This window comes from Desulfoconvexum algidum (genome assembly GCF_055382125.1).
This window is the reverse complement of the sequence record NZ_AP042394.1, coordinates 4,498,939-4,517,486: the sequence shown is the minus strand read 5'-3', so window position 1 is coordinate 4,517,486 and position 18,548 is coordinate 4,498,939. Positions and strand designations below refer to the sequence as shown.

The following is an 18,548-nucleotide window of genomic DNA, read 5'->3' as shown; positions in this document are numbered from 1 at the left end:
CACCAAAGATTCATGTTGCGGATTTATCCCCGGGGTTTTTGTGTTTCTGTCAATCTTTTACGAAACATATCAATATGCATGCGCAGGTGGAACAATCCTTCTGCATAGGGTTGGGGCACATTAATATTGGCAACATTTTTTTCAAGCGTATCCAGTTCGACCATATAATCCCTATGCTCCTTTAGGGAGTGTTCCCCTTGCACCTTCATACCCACAGCGGCCAGATCATTATACCAGCGGTATATTCGGGCGCGCATCCTCCAGCGGTATATCCACGGCATGAGTTTAAAAAGCGGATACATTATGGCAAGCAGGGGCAGGACCATGACTTTCATCCTGGAGAGAAAGGTTGCAACCCAAAAAGGAAAATAACGTTGGAGAAATGGGGTACGTTCCGAATAAAAACGTTTTGCCTCTTCACTCAATTTAAAGTCCAGATATTTGGGGGAGGGGAATTCTCCTTTTTTGTTTACGCCCCCTCCTTTTGTGTGGACCGTCCTGGCGGCCTGGAGCAGCAGATCAATTAGAGCCGGGTGCAGATCCGCCCGCACGGCTAATTGGGCTGTTGGTGCCAATATTTTCATCTCGTGATCCGGAATGTTGGCCTCAAAATCAATGATACCCTCGGGGATGGTGATAATATTTAAATAACTATACCAGAATTTATATGCCTCTGCCCGGTCTAACCCCATTAGGAAAATTGATTTTGTCATTATAAGTTCAGAAATATTAGAGGCCCATGGGCTTGAAACAAAAAAGGCGATATCAACTTCATTTTTTAAGAGCATATCAGCGGAAATCTTGGATCCTTGGGAAATAAACCGGGTATTATTTTCATTAATGCCGTTTAGCTCAAGTAAACGGGTGGAAAGGATTTTGGTCCCGCTTTTTTCTTTTCCTACGGCAATCCGCAGACCCTTCATCTCTGTTATGCGGTCAGGTCTGATTCCGGGGCCGCAGAAAATCATCAAGGGTTCATAATAGAGGCTGCCTATGGATATAATGTCCTTTGAGGTGGATAATTTTCCAATGCCGCCCTGGATAAAGGCGATGTCAACCCCGCTGTCCTCATTTTCAAGGAGGTGAATATTTTCAAGAGATCCTGCCGTTGTTCGAATTTTTAATTCTATCCCATTCTCTTTTAACAGCGGTTTGTATATATTTCCATATTCAAAATAAGCCCCATCCGGCTCACCTGTGGCAATGGTAATCGTGCGGGGAGGGCTTGGCTCTACAAATTGGTAGGCCGCAAAAAAAACAACAAGGGTGACCAAAACAGCTGGGAAAAAAAATATGAACAATTCCTTTCGGGTTGTGGGTCCTTTCTTTTTCAACATAAATGCATGTTCCTTTTGTTTTGACGGATAGTCTCCTGTGTTGAAATTGATATTAAACCATAGGTAATATTGGTGTTAAAATCCAGAAAAATGAATTTTTCACAGGGTGTTACCCGGGTTTTTTCAGGGATGGGAAAGGGGAAAGAAAATATTTATAAAAAAAATGCTGTAAAAACAGTTGATTATAACTTGTTTTAAGTTTTGTAACGATGGTGGCATAAATGTTGTATATATAATTAATTAACATATAAAAACAAATTATTTTCATCTTTTTCCTTTTCTAAAAGAGGCTGCCCCATAAAACGGAGCAGCCTTTTTTGGTTTTGGATATCAATTTTCCCTGGGTTAATAAAAGTGAATTTCTAAAAAATCTTCTAATATCTTGTTAATTCGAATGGTTATATGTTTTTGAGAGTGGTAGTGATGAAATGGGTTCAAAAAAGTAAACTTCTCAGGATAAAGATTCAGAGAATTTGATCCAGGCGGGAGGAAGTTTTGAGGAATGAAAAAGCATTTGATTTAATATGTCCTATTAAATCAAATGCTTTTAAAACTTTATGAGGATTATGTCTTTAAGCGGCACATCCGTTGCATTATAACAAATTATTAAATAATTATAAAAAAATCATCTTTTTTCCTTTTCTGAAAAAGGCTGTCTGGTAAAAAATCAGGCAGCCTTTTTCAGTTTTGAAAGACAAGATATTTTTCCAGGTATAGTTCTATTCCTAGCGGCACAGATTGCCTGTGTTTGGACCCATCCGTCTGGGATTTTTTTAGGATGACATATTTTTCAGTAATTTGATGATTTCATCATTATCTGGAAATTGTTTTGTCTGATGTTTTGAAAAAAGGATCTTTGCATCAACCTCAATATCATAAACCCCCTGGGACCCAGGGATTAGCTTTGGTGTAAACCCCAATATTTGATGTATGGTGTCTGCCAGACCAGCAGCCCGTGGTTGATAATTTCAGACAGCGCAATAGGTGATTCGTATATCCATTTTTCTTCCTTTCAAACGTGTCGGATTGATTTGAGATAATTTTATCCATAAACTGTATCAAGTTTTTAGGAATTGTTCAAACCGGAATTGGGGAATTTCTATATTCAACCGCTTGATGATTTTCTGGATGGAGGCCCTTTCAAGGCCGCTGATGCGGGATGTTTCCGAGATGTTTCTCTTTGTGTTTTTGAACAGCCGTGTCAGATAATCCTTGGAAAAGATAGACCATGGCAGGTGGCATTTTTCCAAGTATAAACAACAGAGAAAAGAGTTTTTGGACAATTGGCTTCTTTCCAGAAAAAAGGCCTTGAACGAAGCCTTCGACGCCATTGACAAAAAAAGGAAACCAGATACCTAAACCCTTGCAGACCAGGATGAAAACGCCTTAAATAAAGCATTGCTTCCCCAGCTTCGCAAAACATCCCAAAATGTGGGCTCAACCATCAAAAAAATTGAACAAGGGTCTGATCGCCTTCGTCGTTTGGAGATCAACGAAATCTTTGCCCCTGTAAAATAAACACTCCCAACCCCCTGCAAAATTTTAGGGATCCAGAGTCGTGGACCCGGTCATTCAGAAATCGCAAGCATTGCCGGTTTATATAGTTGACCTATCAACTATATGGAATATTCTGAAACCTGCATGTATCCTATAAGTATTACTTCTTATTGTCTAATTATAGTATTTTGTTGATTGAAAAAGTAATTTTTTACTTGACAAGGCAATCAACCTATCGCTATTTAACAGCTATGAAATAGTTACGGAGTTTCCGTGATGTTTTATAATAAGGGTTATAAAGGGTTATCTCATTTTCCAATTCGTAAACAAGGGGGGGGTATGCCGTCTAATAAGTATTTTAAGCATGAAGGCCCGTGGTCTGATGCAAATGATCCGTTGATGTGCAGCGATACTGGGGACTGGCGAACCAAGCGCCCGGTGGTGGATAAGGAGCGCTGTATCTTCTGCGGGTTTTGTGCCATTTATTGTCCTATCCAGATCATAACGATGCAAGGGGATACCCATTTTGAGGCAGATTTAACTTTCTGTAAAGGGTGTGGGATCTGTGCCAAGGAATGTCCCAAAGATGCCATTACCATGATGCCAGAGGGGGATTTTAAACGATGAATACACAGGCCAAAATCAAAGAGAAATCCAAAACACAGATTAAAGTCATCACCGGAAACGGGGCAGCCGCCATTGCAGCCAAACTTGCCCGCCCTGACGTTGTGGCAGCATATCCCATTACGCCCCAGACAGAAATAATTGAGCAGATTTCCAAATTCCATGCCACAGGCGAGATGGATTGCGAGCTGATCACGGTTGAAGGGGAAAATTCGGCCATGAACGCTGTTATGGCAGCCTCCCTTGCAGGGGGCCGGGTATTTACCGCCACCTCTTCCTGGGGCCTTGCCTTTATGTATGATGCGGTTTTGGCAACGGCAGGGGCCAGAGCACCGGTTGTCATGGTAAATGTGAACCGGGAAACACCGGGTATTATCGCCGTATCCTCGGGCCAGCAGGACATGATTTCCACACGGGATTGCGGATGGATATTTTTAATCGCCGAAGATTGTCAGGAAGTCATGGACGTGGTCCTCCAGGCATATCGCCTGGCAGAGGATTATGATATCCAGGTGCCGGTGATGGTTCATTATGACGGATTCTATCTTTCCTATCTGTCCGAAGGGGTGGATATTCCCTTCCAGGAAGATGTGGATAGGTTTCTCGCTGTTTTAAAAGAGCAGCCCGAAAGAACAAAACTTGTGCCCGGCGGCCGACTGGGGTGTGGTTCCCATGGTATCCTGGGCGGATATCTGGAACTAAGATACAAACACATGTCTGCCATGGAAAGAGCAAAGGATAAATTTGAAGAGATAGACAAAGAATATGAAGCGATATTTGGAAGATCCTACGGCGGTCAGATTGAAGAATACAGAACGGCGGATGCAGATGTGGTTCTGGTGGGGTCCGGCTCCATGTGCGGCACCATAAAAACCGTGATTGATAAACGCCGGGAGGTCGGGGTCAAGGTGGGTCTCGTAAAAATGAGAATGTACCGTCCCTTCCCGTCTGAAGCGCTTGTTGCCTCTCTTAAGGGCAAAATAGCCATTGGCGTTGTGGACAGAAGCCTTGCCTTTGGGTTTAAGGGCGGTCCTATGTATACGGAACTTAAAGCTTTTGAGACGCAGCTTGAAGGCGCTAAATTGATTAGCTTTATTGACGGTATCGCCAATACAGATATCACCACAGCCAATGTGGGACAGATGATTGATACAATTTGTGATCTTGCCGCAGGAAAAGATGTCCGGGAAGTCACCTGGGTTTGTTATCCGGAAGCCCATGAACCTGATTGCGAAAACACAGGAGGGCAATAAGATGGCCGAAAAAAAGCGAGTCAAACCAACCAAGATCTTGGATCATTTTGTCCATGAGGATCCCTTTTCCAAGGGCGTGGCATTTTGTCCCGGTTGCGGGTTGGAACTGTTATTGCGACTTATTCCAAGGGTTTTGGGAAATGATATTGTCATTACCGGCACCCCTTCTTGTTCCGCACCTGTCCTTTTGGGTCAGAACAATCAATCCTGGCATACCCTCTCCTATTTTGGCACCTTGATGACCGGTGCTGCGGCAAATGCCACAGGCCTTGCAAGGTATTATAGAAAAGCGGGAATAGACAACACCGTGGTTTGTTTTAACGGAGATGGAACTGCCGCTGATATTGGATTTGGGAACCTGTCCGGGGCTGCGGAACGAAACGAGCCCTTTATTTATATCTGCTATGACAATGAAGGATATATGAATACGGGTATTCAAAAAAGCGGTACCACTCCCTTTGGGGCCACCACCACCACCACTCCCTATGGGGCATCTGCTACCCAGGGAAAAAATCTTAGAAGAATGAATCTTGGCCTAAAAATGGCCATGCACAAAATTCCCTATACAGCAACGGCCACCTTGAGCGATCTGGATGACCTGGCTAAAAAACTGAAAAAAGCAAAGGAGATGAAGGACCAGGGGTTTTGTTTTTTACATATTCTGGCCCCCTGCCCAACGGGGTGGGGATTGGCGCCGGATCATACCATCGAAGCCTGCCGCAGAGCGGTCAACACCAATTACTTTCCTTTGTGGGAAGCAATTAACGGTAAAATTCGTATGACCAAAATCGTTAAAAAACCCAAACCGGTTTCAACCTATACAAAATTGATGAAAAAATTTGCTCATTTGAGTGAAGCAGATCTCCAGATCCTCCAGGATGATATTGATTACGAATACTGTGTACTTGGCGGGTTGAGTGTACTGGAGGCTGAATGCCGCCTTCCCCTATCGGATGAAGATTAAAGGAGACAAGACAATGAGTGAAGTCAGATTTCATGGTAGGGGAGGCCAGGGGGTTGTTACCACATCTAAAATTTTGGCCAATGCCTTTGTTTTAACCGGGCAATTTGGTGCTAGTTTTCCCATGTTCGGATTTGAAAGACGCGGGGCGCCTGTCACCGCATTCGGTCGATTTTCAGACAAGCCGGTCAGGGAAAAAACACAGATTTACAATCCGGATATCCTGGTGGTTTTAGATCCATCCCAGAGGGAGTGGCCAGCCGTTTTCCAGGGCCTTTTGCCCGGGGGGATGATGCTGCTCAATGATTCCGAGGACACAAAGGATATCTCCCACGAAAATTTAAGGAAACTTGGGGTTATTGATGCCAATAAAATCGCATTGGAAGAGATAGGGTTGGCCATACCCAATACAGTGATTGTAGGGGCTTTTGCACGAATGTCGGGTCTGCTTGGGATTGAGCCCTGCTGCGAAGCACTCCAGGACTATTTTTCAGGTAAAAAATTAGCTGCCAATATCGGGTGTGTACAAAGAGGGTTTGAAGAGGTGGAAATTTTTGACTTATAGGCGGGGTTCGCAAGGGTACTGAAGGGATAACTTTTTAATCGTAAAAGGAGTTGTTATGCCTAGATGGGGAATGGTAATCGACGTAAAAAGGTGTATTGCGTGTTGGGGTTGCACCATCGCATGTAAAGAGGAACATTTTCTTCCTCCCAGAGTTTTTTTTAACAGGGTGCTGATTGGAGAAACCGGGAAATTTCCGACATCCAGCAAATTGATCTATCCGGTTCTTTGCAATCATTGCACGGATGCGCCTTGTGTGGAAGCATGTCCCACGGGAGCCACCTATATCAGAGAAGATGGTATTGTGGTGGTGGATGATGATAAATGTGTCGGCTGCCGGGCTTGCCTTGTGAGCTGTCCCTACCAGCAGAGAACCTATTATGACCAGGAAGTCAAAGACAGGGAGTATTTTCCGGGTCAGGGCAAAACCGAGATGGAATTGATTGGTGAAAAACTTTACCCCTTTAAAGTGGGGACGGTTATTAAATGTAATTTTTGTGCTGAACGGATTGATGACGGCCTTAAACGAGGGCTTACGCCTGGAAAGGATGATGATGCAACACCGGCCTGTGTCGTTGCCTGCCCGGTTGGTGCCAGAATTTTTGGAGATCTTAGTGACCCTGAAAGTGAGGTCAGCCGTTTGATCATGGAGAAAAAGGGTAAACAGCTCAGGCCGGAATTTGGAACTGAACCATCCGTCTATTATATTGATTAATGAACAGGGGAAAATATGACCTATAAAACAGATGAAATTTGGGAAGATAAATGGGTAAATACCACCTGTGGTGTATGTTATTGCGGCTGTGCTGCAAGGGTGCGGGTGGTGAATGGTGTGCCGGTAAAAATTGAAGGTATAAAAGAAAGTACCATGGGGGGGACAGGAGCTGGGCTCTGCGGTAAAGGTATCGCGGGACTTATGTACTACCATGATCCCAACCGGATTAAAAAACCGCTTCGACGCACCAACCCTGAAAAAGGGTTTGGCGTTGATCCCAAGTGGAAAGAAATTGAATGGGAAGAGGCCCTTGAAGAGATTTCCACCCGTATGAAAAAAATCATGGAAGACAATCCCAATAAAATTCTCTTCACAAATCAGACCATGCGAGCCAGTGACGGTCCCCATAATCATCTTTATTTTTATGCAAAGGCCTTTGGCGTGCCCAATAATGGTAACTTTATCATTGGCGGCGGCAGTCTGCACTGCGGTAATGCAGCGCATATGCTGGGGGGGTTGGTTCATGGTGCATGGTCCATCGCACCGGATTGGAAATACACAAACTACGTTCTTAAATGGGGGTCCAGCAAAGGAACCGGTTCCGGACATTCAGCCATGACCAATGCAAGACTTCGGGCCGATGGTATAAGGCGTGGACTAAAAGAAATCGTTTTTGATCCAATGGGTAATTTTGCAGGTGGCAAGGCAACACAATGGGTGCCTATCCTTCCGGGAACCGACACGGCTGTCGGACTTGCTATCGCAAACTATATCCTTAATATCAGGGGAGAAATCGACGAACTTTATCTTAGAGCAAAGACAAACTTTGTTTACCTGATAAGAGAAGATGGTACCTTTGTCCGTGATAAAGAAACAGATAAGCCCCTTGTTTTTGATGAAAAAACAAACGAGATCAAACTCTTTGATGATCCCTCCATGGCCTTTGAAGATTTTGCCCTTGAGGCTGACTGTGAGTATAAGGGTGAAAAATGCCGGCCCTGCTTTATGGCATTAAAAGAACATTTAAAGCAATTTTCCATGGAATGGGCCTCTAAAATAAGTTCGGTTCCTGTGGGAACCATCCTTGAAGTTGCAAAGGGGTGGGTGGATAATGCCCAGATTGGATCCACCATTACAATCGAAGGACAGACATTTCCCTATCGACCCGTATCCTCTGTAACCTTCCGTGGCTCCCAGGGACATTCAAATGGGATTCATCAGGTGGCGGCAATAGATCTTTTAAGTCAGCTGGTGGGTGCTGAAGATGTCCCGGGTGGTACCATGGGGTGGCCGTCTATTCGACGCAGGTATCCTGGTGGTCAATACGAACGTATGCCAAAGGTTGGTAAAGACGGCGTTATTGTTCCTTCGGTATTTTATTCACATGATCCATGGCCTGTCCATGCACCCAGTTATCCCTGTACAAATTCAGGTTGCGTTGAATTCTGGTCACATTCTACACTGTCTCATATCCCCTATGTGAAAGAAAAAGATTATATCCAGGATAAATTTGGTGTTGAAAAGGTCAAGCCCGAAATGATTTTTGGAATCGCCGTAAATTTTCTTATCAGTCAATCTGACTGGGACGTTGCCCTTGAAAATTTTAAAGATTGTTTTGTTGTACAAAGTGATATCTGGGTCAATGAAACGGACCAGGCCATTGGTGATATAATTCTTCCGGATACCTCATATCTTGAAAAAGATACCTGGTCATCGGAAATTGATAGTTTTTTCTTCAATGGAAGCCCCTCCAATGAAGACTGGTATGTTCATTTGCAAAAACCTGTTGCAAAACCGGTTGGTGAATCACGGGATTTCATGAACGTTTATCTGGATGTTGCAAATCGTGTGGGGGTTCTTGACAAATATCATGAACTGCTCAACGATTATTATAGTATTACAGATGAAAACCTTAAACTCAAGGCCGGGGAAGTCCTGACCTGGAAGGAAATTGGGGAAAAAATTCTGACCTGGGTTTATGGGGATGATAAAGAAAAAATTCAGGAACAAGGATTTGCCACTTGGCATAAACCCATTGAAGATGTTTATTGGAGATGGAATATGCCGACCAGGTGTCCGGTTTATATGGAATTCCTCATCCATGACAGAAGAGCTGCTGAAAAAATCATAAAAGATACCGGGTTTGAACTTGAAATGGAGATGGATCAATATGGTCCTTTACCGAACTGGTTCTGGCCGACATCCCACAAAGAACTGGATGATGAATATGATCTTTTAGCCTTTTCCTATCGGGACGTTCTCCACACAAACAACTCAACATTTCAAAATCCTTTGGTAGATGAAGTCAGCCAGATGAGCCCTTATACCTTTACCATTACACTTAATAAAAGTCTGGCAGATCAAAAAGGATTCAAAGATGGTGATATTGTCTGGATAGAAAATAAATATGGAACCAAAGAAAACGGTATTGTAAAGACAATGGAAGCGCAACATCCAAAAGTTCTCGGTATTTGCGGACAAGGGGGGTTATGGGCGGATGGACGACCCATTGCCAAAGGTAAGGGAAGTAATTTTTGCAAGCTGCTCCCCTCCTACTTGAGACATTATGACCCCATCACCGGGAATATTGAAACGTCTGTTGCTGTTAAAATTTACAAGGGCTAAAGGGAGGAGTGAACAATTATGAAAGAACCAAATGAGCTTGAAAAAATTATGTTCCATCCTACCGGCAACGGTTTAAAGCCATACGAATGGATGATGCGGCCCACCCGTCAGATGGAGTGGATTGATAACAAAGGCATTTTTCTCTGGTTGGCCTTCTTTTTTTCTGAAATCGGAGCAGGTCTGTATTTTGTTTCCCTGTTTTATGAATACAGGGCAGGGATTGTATTGGGCTGGCTTGTTACCCTGATTCTTGGCGGCTTGATCCATGTTCTTTACCTGGGCAATCCCCTGCGGGCCTGGCGGATGCTCATGAAACCCGCCACCTCGGAACTGTCCCGGGGGATCTGGATCATCGGTGTTTTTGCAGCCCTTGGATTTCTTCAAATGGTGACTGCCGGCGGGTTCAACATCGTCTTTAATGTAATTATGGGAATTTTGTGCCTGCTGATTATCTCCCACGGATTTGCCACCATGAACGTCATCCGGGCATTACCAGCCTGGAGTTCCAATATTGTCTTGCCCTTTTCTATCATCTCAGGTGTCTGGGTGGGCCAGCAGATCCTGCAGTTTATGTTTGCGGCAAGTGGTTCAGCCCTATTGGCTTCAGGAATGGAAGTGTGGGCGGAAAGTTTCTTTTTTGCTTATTTTCTGTGTCTTGTGCTGTATGTGTGGGGAACCTGGCATGCCAATGAAATTGGGCAGACCTCCATTAAAATGATGGTCGATGGCGACTTGAAGAAAATTACCTTGATCGGCGTTGGGGGGCTGGCTGTGATATTGCCCCTAATTTTTACGCTGATTATGTGGGGGGGGCAAACCAATGGGGTTTTAATCTTTTTGAGACTAGCCGCTATCTGTGCCGGAGACCTGGCGGTTCGATATATTATAATGAAAAGTGCAGTTTATACACCTTTGCTGGAAAAAAATTAGCAAGAAATCACTATACTAAATATGAAGTGGGGCAGATAGAGATCGTTTTCTCTCCTGCCCCTATTAGTTTTTAGAGTGGATTGAAAAGATTAAAAAATATTGAAAATTCCAATTGAAAGATATATTATCGCTACAAAATAGATAATATAGCGCTTATTGCTTAAATCAGGGTATTTTAGATAAAAAAAATTGACGGATGTTATTAAAAACAGTAACAAAGGAGTTTTTTTGTAAAAATTAGGATTTTATATGGCTGATAATACGAATAATAAAGATACGGGTTTAACCAAGGAATTGAGTTCCAGAGCCAAGGTAAAGTTTGAGGTCTATGGAGAGGAAATGATCGAAAAAGAGGTCAAGTCTTCGGGTAACAGCGGCCGGATTTATCTTCCCCCCAATTGGGTTGGACACATCGTTAAAATCATTAAAGTAGAATAAGAATGGAGACTCTTGTGGAAGAAAACATCAGCATTCGGGAAATCAGGTTGGAAGACACACAAGCCATTCAGGATATACGAATTGCCATTTCAGAAGAAGATGCACGGGTTGATTTCCAAAAATTAATTGAACAGCATGTCTCTGAAGGGAATGGTAAAACAAGCCTGGTGGCCGAAGTAAACGGTAAGGTGGCAGGCTACATGATATCCACCACTCTCTACGCCGGGTTCGGCATTGGCAAAAGTGCATGGATTATGTCCCTAGGTGTCCATCCCGACTATATGGGCCAGGGGCTTGGACTTAAGTTGGCCAACAGGATCTGTGATATTTATAAGGAAAAAGGGGTTGGCTCCATCTATTCTTCAGTAATGTGGGATTCCATTGATGTGCTTTCTTTTTTTAAAAAACTCGGATTTACGCGCAGTGAGTTTATTAACCTGAAAAAAGATCTTTAGCCCCCATGGTATGATTCGCTTAATGATCATCGGTTTTATCTCCGGATTATGGGTTGCCACCTCATCATCAAAATAATTTTTTTTGCTGAATTTGTATGCTATCTTTTTTTTTTTGAAAATGATAAGGAAAGACAGCTTTTTTATGTGTTCGTCTATTAATACTAAACGGGAGGGAGATGAAAATGAAGTCATTCGGTAAATTGTGTGCTGTATCCATCATCGGTGTTTTTTTATTTGCAGGCTCAGGGTTTGCAGGCGATACGATTAAAATCGGTATTGCCGGACCCCACAGTGGCGATCTGGCCTCATACGGACTTCCCTCGGTAAAGGCTGCTGAGCTTGTTGTTAAAGAAGTGAATGCAAACGGGGGGATCCTGGGCAAACAGATTGAACTTCTTATTGAAGACGATGTCTGTAAACCGGAAGTTGCAACCAATACGGCGACCAAACTGGTATCTGACGGCGCCCAGGTGGTTATGGGCCATATCTGCAGCGGCGCAACAAAAGCTGCTTTGGGAATCTATAAAGATTCCGGCATTATTGTCATGTCCCCTTCTGCTACAAACCCGGGCCTGACCCAGAGTGGTGATTATCCTAATTTCTACAGAACCATTGCCTCGGATGATTCCCAGGCAAAACTGGATGTGGAGTTTGCCCTTAATGTCCTTAAAGTGAAAAAAGTTGCCGTCATTCATGACAAAGGTGATTATGGAAAAGGGTTTGCCGAGTTTGCAAAAAAATATTTTGAAGAAGACGGCACGGCAGAAGTCCTTCTTTTTGAAGGGGTAACACCCGGGGCAATGGATTATTCAGCCATTGTTCAGAAGATTAAAAGAGCAAAGGTTGATGCGGTTGTCTTTGGCGGATATCATCCTGAAGCCTCTAAAATTGTAAGTCAGATGCGTAAAAAAAGATTGAAAATGCCTTTTATCTCTGATGATGGCGTAAAAGATGACACCTTTATCAAGGTTGCCGGAAAATATGCAGAAGGCGTTTATGCTTCAGGACCAAAGGATACATCTGCAAATGCATTGAATATAAAAGCGGTTAAAGATCATAAAGAAGCCTATAAGACAGATCATGGCGCATTCTATATCAATGCCTATTCTGCAATGCTGGCTTTGATCAATGCCATTGAGAAAACAGGTTCTACTGATTACGCGGCATTGACAAAAACACTTCAATCCGAGTATGTTGAAACCCCCATTGGAAACATTTCCTTTGACAAAAGAGGGGATGCAATCGGAGCCGGGTTCTCTGTTTACCAGGTTAAAGATGGTGTGTATGTAGAATTAAAGTAACTATTTGGCAATATCCAAGGCCGGGGGTTTATTAAAGCCCCGGCCTTTATTATAGAATTAATTTAATTTTGAACCTGGCCTAGTTCTTGGGTTTGTTTTGTAAAAAAAAATCAAAGATCGGCAGGTTGTTTAAATTTAGAGGCGTGGAAAAAAATCATGGATTATTTCCTGGAATTGTTTCTTGGAGGGTTGACCAGAGGGAGTATTTATGCCCTGATAGCCCTTGGATATACCATGGTTTATGGTATTATTGAATTGATCAATTTTGCCCATGGCGAAATATATATGATCGGTGCATTTACGGCGCTTATTGTTGCATCGGTTTTGGCTATGCTTGGGTTTAACCATCTGACGGTTTTAATTTTGGCGTCTGTTCTGGCAGTGGTATATTCTTGCGCCTATGGATTTACCGTTGAAAAGATTGCCTACAAGCCCTTGCGACATGCACCCCGTTTGTCTGCATTGATTTCGGCCATCGGGATGTCACTTTTCCTTCAAAATTATGTTCTGCTTGCCCAGACCTCTGATTTTCTTCCTTTTCCCAGTCTGATTCCGGATTTTGACTTCTGGGAACCCTATGCCCATATTATTTCTTCTCCGGAACTGGTTATTTTGGCAACCACTTTTTGTGTCATGATCTTTTTGACCATCCTCATAAAGTTTACCAGAATCGGAAAGGCAATGCGAGCGACCTCCCAAGATAAGATCATGTCCGCCCTTGTGGGGATTGATGTGAATAAAATCATATCCATCACCTTTATCGTCGGGTCTGGAACAGCTGCCATCGGCGGGGTATTGATTGCCTCCCATGTGGGTCAGATAAACTTTTATATTGGTTTTATTGCCGGTATTAAAGCCTTTGTCGCTGCTGTGTTGGGGGGGATTGGCAGCATCCCGGGTGCGGTTCTGGGCAGCCTTGTGCTGGGGTGGACCGAAAGTTTTTTTACCGGATATATTTCAAGTGATTACGAAGACGTTTTTGCCTTCCTCTTTCTGGTGTTTATTCTGATATTCAGGCCATCTGGAATTCTGGGGCGCAAGGAAACAAAAAAAGTATGATCTGTTTACCCTCTGTCAATCATCTGTCAATCGTATACAAAGTGAAGCTATTATGATGAGTTTTGAAAAAATTAAAAAAGGGGCGCTGGCGGGAATCTGGTTTATATTTTTAACCTTTCCCATCATGGTGATCCGGGTAAATACCGTTGAAAATATCATTGAATGGCGCTGGATGAATATGTTGTATGCCGGTGTCGGCGGTTTTTTCATGTCTATTATCTGGGATGAATTGCTTAGAAAGCAGGACGAAAATAAAAACAAAGCCGTGACAGGCGAGATGCCGTTTCTCCAGAGAATGATGGAAAACAAGAATGTCAGGTTGCCCTCCATTATTGGTCTTGTTATTTTTGCCTGTGTCTTCCCCTACATTTTTTCCATGTATCAGACCAATATTATGATATCCGCCTTGATTTATATCATGCTGGGATTGGGGCTCAATATTGTGATTGGGCTTGCGGGTCTGCTTGATTTGGGGTATGTGGCCTTCTATGCAGTGGGGGCCTATTCCTATGCATTGCTGAATATGCATTTTGGGTTGAATTTTTGGTTCGCTCTTCCAATAGGGGCGGCTTTGGGCGCAACCTTCGGCATGCTTCTGGGGTATCCGGTACTTCGGTTAAAGGGGGATTACCTTGCCATCGTTACCCTGGGATTTGGAGAAATAATCAGACTTGTACTGGAAAACTGGAACGCATTTTCAGAAGGTCCCAGCGGCATCGCCAATATCCCCCGGCCTTCCATACCGGGGATTGATTTTACCCTTACCCAGGCAACTATTTTTATTTATTTTTTAATGATCGTTCTGGTTATTTTCACCATTTTCATGGTGAACCGGCTTGAAAATTCACGAATCGGCCGTGCCTGGATTGCCCTGAGGGAAGATGAAATTGCCTGCCAGGCAATGGGTATTGACAAGACAAAGACAAAATTAACGGCCTTTTCTTTGGGTGCCACCTGGGCGGGAATGGCCGGCGTTGTTTTTGCGGCAAAGACCACCTTTATCAATCCGGCAAGTTTTACTATCTGGGAATCGGTTATGATCCTGTGTATTGTTGTTATCGGAGGGATGGGGTCCATTCCCGGGGTGATTGTGGGGGCGTTTTTCCTGATTTTGATGCCGGAGTATTTAAGGGCTTTTTCAGAATATAGAATGCTTGTCTTTGGTGCAGTTCTGGTTATTATGATGGTGTTCAGGCCCGGTGGTCTGATCGCCAATGTCCGAAAAACCTATCAATTTAAAAGTTCAGAAGTTTAAGTTTATGAAATCAATACTGACTGTAGAAAATATTACAATGAGGTTTGGTGGGCTTAAGGCGCTGGATAACCTGGATCTTGTGGTCAATGAAGGTGAGATTGTCGCCCTGATCGGCCCCAATGGTGCCGGCAAGACAACCTTTTTTAATTGCGTCACTGGTATCTATCCCCCGACTTCAGGGGATGTGCTCATCACCCCTCCTGGTAAACCCTCTGAACGGATCAATGGTCTCAAAACCAATGAGGTAACCCAAAGAGGCATGGCCCGGACATTCCAGAATATCAGGCTTTTTGGCAGTATGTCCGTACTGGAAAATGTCATGATAGGCCGTCATTGCCGATTGAAATCAGGGATTGCAAGTGCAATCTTCCGGCCCAGGTCCACGGTGAATGAGGAGAAACAACTTATCAAAGACAGCTATGAGGTATTGGAAAAAATTGGCCTGGCCCAATATGTCAATGAATTGGCCATGAACCTTCCCTATGGAGCCCAGAGACGACTTGAGATTGCCCGGGCCATGGCAACAGAACCTTTTTTACTGCTGTTGGATGAACCGGCTGCCGGGATGAATCCCCATGAAACAAAGGAATTGGATGATTTGATTGTCTGGATCAGGGACAATGAAAATATATCCATTCTTTTGATTGAACATGATATGAAGCTGGTCATGAGTCTTTCGGATAAAATTTTTGTAATGGATTATGGGAAAAAGATTGCCGAAGGAACGCCCACGCAAATAAAATCCAATCCCGTTGTAATCAAGGCCTATCTTGGGGAAGACGCTGATGCTTAAGTTAAAAGATATAAATACCTTCTATGGAAATATCCATGCCCTGAAGGGGGTTACCCTTGAAATTAACCAGGGGGAAATAATTTGCCTTATCGGCGCAAACGGTGCTGGTAAGTCCACCACCTTGATGACGATTTCCGGGATTGTTCCTGCCCGGCAGGGCAGTGTGACCTTTCTCGGGGAAGATATAACCCGTGTTCCTGCCAATAAAATCGTTGAGAAAGGAATGGTCCAGGTGCCCGAGGGAAGACGGATTTTTCCCTACCTGACAGTGGCTGAAAACCTTGACATGGGCGCTTTTTTAAGAAAAGATAAGGCGGGTATTAAACAAGATATTGAGTATGTCTATGATCTTTTCCCCGTACTTGCCAACAGAAGAAATCAGGCAGGGGGAACGCTTAGCGGTGGTGAACAGCAGATGCTGGCCATTTCCCGGGCACTGATGGCCCGCCCGAAACTGCTGCTCTTAGATGAACCTTCCCTGGGACTTGCACCCATTATTATCAAGCAGATTTTTGATATTATCAAGCGTATCAACCAGGAGCAGAAGACAACCATCTTTCTTGTGGAACAAAATGCCAATCTGGCCCTCAAATCTTCCCACAGGGGATATGTGATGGAAAATGGGGTTATCACCCTGTCTGATACCGGTGCCAACCTTCTGGTAAATGAAGATGTGAAAAAAGCGTACCTGGGTATATAAAATTACAGGCTACCTTGATAACCTTTCTCAGGTAACCAAAGTGACTCTGGGTGTAAACCCTTCGGGGAAAGCTCAGTCTCATCAGTTTAAGACGGGATGCTAAATCCTCTCTTTTTTCATTAACGCTGCCGAACATGACATTTCCCAGTCCCCCTTACAGAAAATGAGACTTAAAAGGCGTGAATCCGAATAAATAAATCGCCCGTTTCTTTACTCCCCTTTATTTTTTTACATCCATAACTGGTCATCGTGCAGGTTTACCGGGGGCTTGCTCCAATGGCAGGAAGCGGTTGATGCATGGCATCTTATCCCGGGAGTGATCCTTTTGAGGTGGTCTACCGAAATCTGATGATCCTGTACCCAGACGCAGACCGTAAAAACGTGGCCCTTCATGTGTTCAAGGAATGCTGTTCCATCCTTAAAAAAGAACTGGACACAGAACCAGAAGTTCAAACCCAGGAGATTTATACCCGGATTCTAAAGTTGTAGTTCATGAATAGGGTTGATTCCGGGGTTGATTCCTGGGTATTGTTTAATTGTCACCTTGGATTGATTTACTTTAAGATTAAATTTGGATATTGAATGAATTACAAAACCATTGCAAATGTTCTGGGAAAATTATTGATCATTACCGGTATTTCCCTGGTGTTCCCCATCATCTGTTCCCTGTATTACGGTGAAAACGACCTCCATTCCCTTGGTCTCACAGGGCTTATCGCCATTGGGTTGGGCTATCCTTTGTGGCGGTCTTTTCGCCGGTGTAACGAGTTAAACATAAAGGACGGCTTTTTCATCGCTTTTTTCGGATGGATTTTAATTTCTGCTGTTTCCGGCCTGCCGTATATGATCCATGGATCTATTCCCTCCTTTACCGATGCTTTTTTTGAGATGATGTCCGGCTATACCACCACCGGGGCCACCATACTGACGGATATAGAAATCCTACCCCATGGGTTGCTGTTTTGGCGGAGCCAAACCCATTTGCTGGGGGGGATGGGTTTTTTAACCCTGACCATTATCTTTTTGCCCCATGGGATGGGGGGGGTGCGCATATTCCGTGCTGAGTCCAGCCCCGGCCAGGTCATCACCAGGGAAAAATTTATCCCCCGGAACCGGGATACCATGGTCTGGCTCTGGGGGATCTATATTGGTCTCAACATTTTAGAAACCCTTTTGCTGTGTTTCGGCGGCATGTCCATTTTTGATTCCCTATGCCATTCATTCGGAACAGTTTCCACCTCTGGTTATTCTCCCTATAACGATAGCATCGGTCATTATAACAATGCCTATTTCGATTGGATCATCACCCTTTTTATGTTTTTAGGCGGGATGACCTTTATGCTTTTTTATCACATGATGCAGGGCAATTGGCGGGTGATAAAAAACAATACGGAATTGCGCTGGTACCTATGGGCGATGTTCTTTTTTTGCGGGGTTGTCGCATTGATTCTATGGAAGGAAAATACCTATGATTTTATTGATTCCATTCGCTATGCCACCTTCCAGGTCACTTCAATTCTCACCACCACTGGATTTACCACGGCGGATTATGAGCAATGGCCCCAGGCAGCCCAGATGTTTCTTTATGTGGTCTGCTTCATCGGGGCCTGTGCCGGATCCACCACCAGCGGTATTAAAATTGTTCATTATATTCTGATCATTAAGTTTGGTGTTGCCATCATAAAGCAGATTTTTTTCAGGCCCATGGCGGTGGTGTCGGTTCATTTGAACCAGCGGCCCGTGGACTCCCAGATCATCCACCTGGCAATTTTTTATTTTATTGTGAATATCTTTTTGATTTTGGGGGGCGGGTGCTTCATGACCCTTGTGGATCCCATGGATATCACCACTGCCATGAGTTCTGTGATCGCCGCCCTGATGAACATTGGCCCTGGGTTTGGCGGGGTGGGTCCCTCCCAGAATTTTGCCTTTATTTCCGATCCAGGCAAATGGTTCTTATCCTGGAACATGCTGGTAGGCCGGCTTGAAATGTTTTCCGCCCTGGTTATTTTTTATCCCTCTTTCTGGCAAAAGTAGTCCTGA

General features: G+C 43.9%; 17 protein-coding genes and 1 pseudogene. 16 read left to right on the top strand and 2 right to left on the bottom strand.

Annotation, left to right across the window (positions count from 1 at the left end):
- Window positions 1-23 precede the first annotated feature (23 nt).
- On the bottom strand, window positions 24-1,337 hold the full coding sequence (locus tag ACZ45G_RS20495) for a TAXI family TRAP transporter solute-binding subunit (RefSeq protein WP_464172361.1): 1,314 nt from the start codon (window positions 1,335-1,337) through the stop codon (window positions 24-26).
- Between the two features lie 773 nt (window positions 1,338-2,110).
- Window positions 2,111-2,293: pseudogene (locus ACZ45G_RS20490) on the bottom strand (Rdx family protein); the annotation flags it as partial.
- A gap of 880 nt (window positions 2,294-3,173) precedes the next feature.
- Between ACZ45G_RS20490 and ACZ45G_RS20485 the strand changes: the two are divergent.
- From ACZ45G_RS20485 to ACZ45G_RS20410, 16 genes are all read left to right on the top strand, one after another.
- Window positions 3,174-3,461 (top strand): 4Fe-4S binding protein, encoded by a 288-nt coding sequence (locus ACZ45G_RS20485; RefSeq protein ID WP_464172360.1) that lies wholly within the window; start codon window positions 3,174-3,176, stop codon window positions 3,459-3,461.
- Window positions 3,458-4,711, top strand: a complete 1,254-nt coding sequence (locus ACZ45G_RS20480; RefSeq protein WP_464172359.1) for a pyruvate synthase subunit PorA — start codon at window positions 3,458-3,460, stop codon at window positions 4,709-4,711. The genes ACZ45G_RS20485 and ACZ45G_RS20480 overlap by 4 nt, the downstream gene beginning before the upstream one ends.
- Before the next feature lies 1 nt (window position 4,712).
- The gene (locus ACZ45G_RS20475; RefSeq protein WP_464172358.1) at window positions 4,713-5,675 is read left to right on the top strand and encodes a thiamine pyrophosphate-dependent enzyme; all 963 of its coding nucleotides are present in this window, start codon (window positions 4,713-4,715) and stop codon (window positions 5,673-5,675) included.
- A gap of 13 nt (window positions 5,676-5,688) precedes the next feature.
- Complete coding sequence (locus ACZ45G_RS20470) at window positions 5,689-6,237, top strand: 2-oxoacid:acceptor oxidoreductase family protein (RefSeq protein WP_464172357.1); 549 nt, start codon at window positions 5,689-5,691, stop codon at window positions 6,235-6,237.
- Between the two features lie 55 nt (window positions 6,238-6,292).
- A complete protein-coding gene (locus tag ACZ45G_RS20465) occupies window positions 6,293-6,949 on the top strand; it encodes a 4Fe-4S dicluster domain-containing protein (RefSeq protein ID WP_464172356.1) in 657 nt (218 codons plus the stop codon).
- A 15-nt stretch (window positions 6,950-6,964) separates the two neighbouring features.
- Window positions 6,965-9,574, top strand: coding sequence for a molybdopterin-dependent oxidoreductase (locus ACZ45G_RS20460; protein WP_464172355.1), 2,610 nt, complete (start codon window positions 6,965-6,967; stop codon window positions 9,572-9,574).
- 18 nt (window positions 9,575-9,592) lie between these two features.
- Complete coding sequence (locus ACZ45G_RS20455; RefSeq protein WP_464172354.1) at window positions 9,593-10,504, top strand: DMSO reductase; 912 nt, start codon at window positions 9,593-9,595, stop codon at window positions 10,502-10,504.
- Window positions 10,505-10,753: 249 nt separating this feature from the next.
- On the top strand, window positions 10,754-10,942 hold the full coding sequence (locus tag ACZ45G_RS20450; RefSeq protein WP_464172353.1) for a DUF2080 family transposase-associated protein: 189 nt from the start codon (window positions 10,754-10,756) through the stop codon (window positions 10,940-10,942).
- A 14-nt stretch (window positions 10,943-10,956) separates the two neighbouring features.
- Entirely contained in the window at window positions 10,957-11,397 is a 441-nt protein-coding gene (locus ACZ45G_RS20445) for an N-acetyltransferase family protein (protein WP_464172352.1), read from the top strand.
- Between the two features lie 182 nt (window positions 11,398-11,579).
- Entirely contained in the window at window positions 11,580-12,698 is a 1,119-nt protein-coding gene (locus ACZ45G_RS20440; RefSeq protein ID WP_464172351.1) for a branched-chain amino acid ABC transporter substrate-binding protein, read from the top strand.
- Between the two features lie 156 nt (window positions 12,699-12,854).
- Entirely contained in the window at window positions 12,855-13,757 is a 903-nt protein-coding gene (locus ACZ45G_RS20435; RefSeq protein ID WP_464172350.1) for a branched-chain amino acid ABC transporter permease, read from the top strand.
- A 52-nt stretch (window positions 13,758-13,809) separates the two neighbouring features.
- Window positions 13,810-15,012, top strand: coding sequence for an ABC transporter permease subunit (locus tag ACZ45G_RS20430; RefSeq protein WP_464172349.1), 1,203 nt, complete (start codon window positions 13,810-13,812; stop codon window positions 15,010-15,012).
- 4 nt (window positions 15,013-15,016) lie between these two features.
- Complete coding sequence (locus ACZ45G_RS20425) at window positions 15,017-15,805, top strand: ABC transporter ATP-binding protein (RefSeq protein ID WP_464172348.1); 789 nt, start codon at window positions 15,017-15,019, stop codon at window positions 15,803-15,805.
- Complete coding sequence (locus tag ACZ45G_RS20420) at window positions 15,798-16,505, top strand: ABC transporter ATP-binding protein (protein ID WP_464172347.1); 708 nt, start codon at window positions 15,798-15,800, stop codon at window positions 16,503-16,505. Before ACZ45G_RS20425 ends, ACZ45G_RS20420 begins: the two co-directional genes overlap by 8 nt.
- Before the next feature lie 297 nt (window positions 16,506-16,802).
- Window positions 16,803-16,994, top strand: coding sequence for a bacterial transcriptional activator domain-containing protein (locus tag ACZ45G_RS20415; RefSeq protein WP_464172346.1), 192 nt, complete (start codon window positions 16,803-16,805; stop codon window positions 16,992-16,994).
- A 93-nt stretch (window positions 16,995-17,087) separates the two neighbouring features.
- Window positions 17,088-18,542, top strand: a complete 1,455-nt coding sequence (locus ACZ45G_RS20410) for a TrkH family potassium uptake protein (protein ID WP_464172345.1) — start codon at window positions 17,088-17,090, stop codon at window positions 18,540-18,542.
- The last annotated feature ends 6 nt before the right edge of the window (window positions 18,543-18,548 follow it).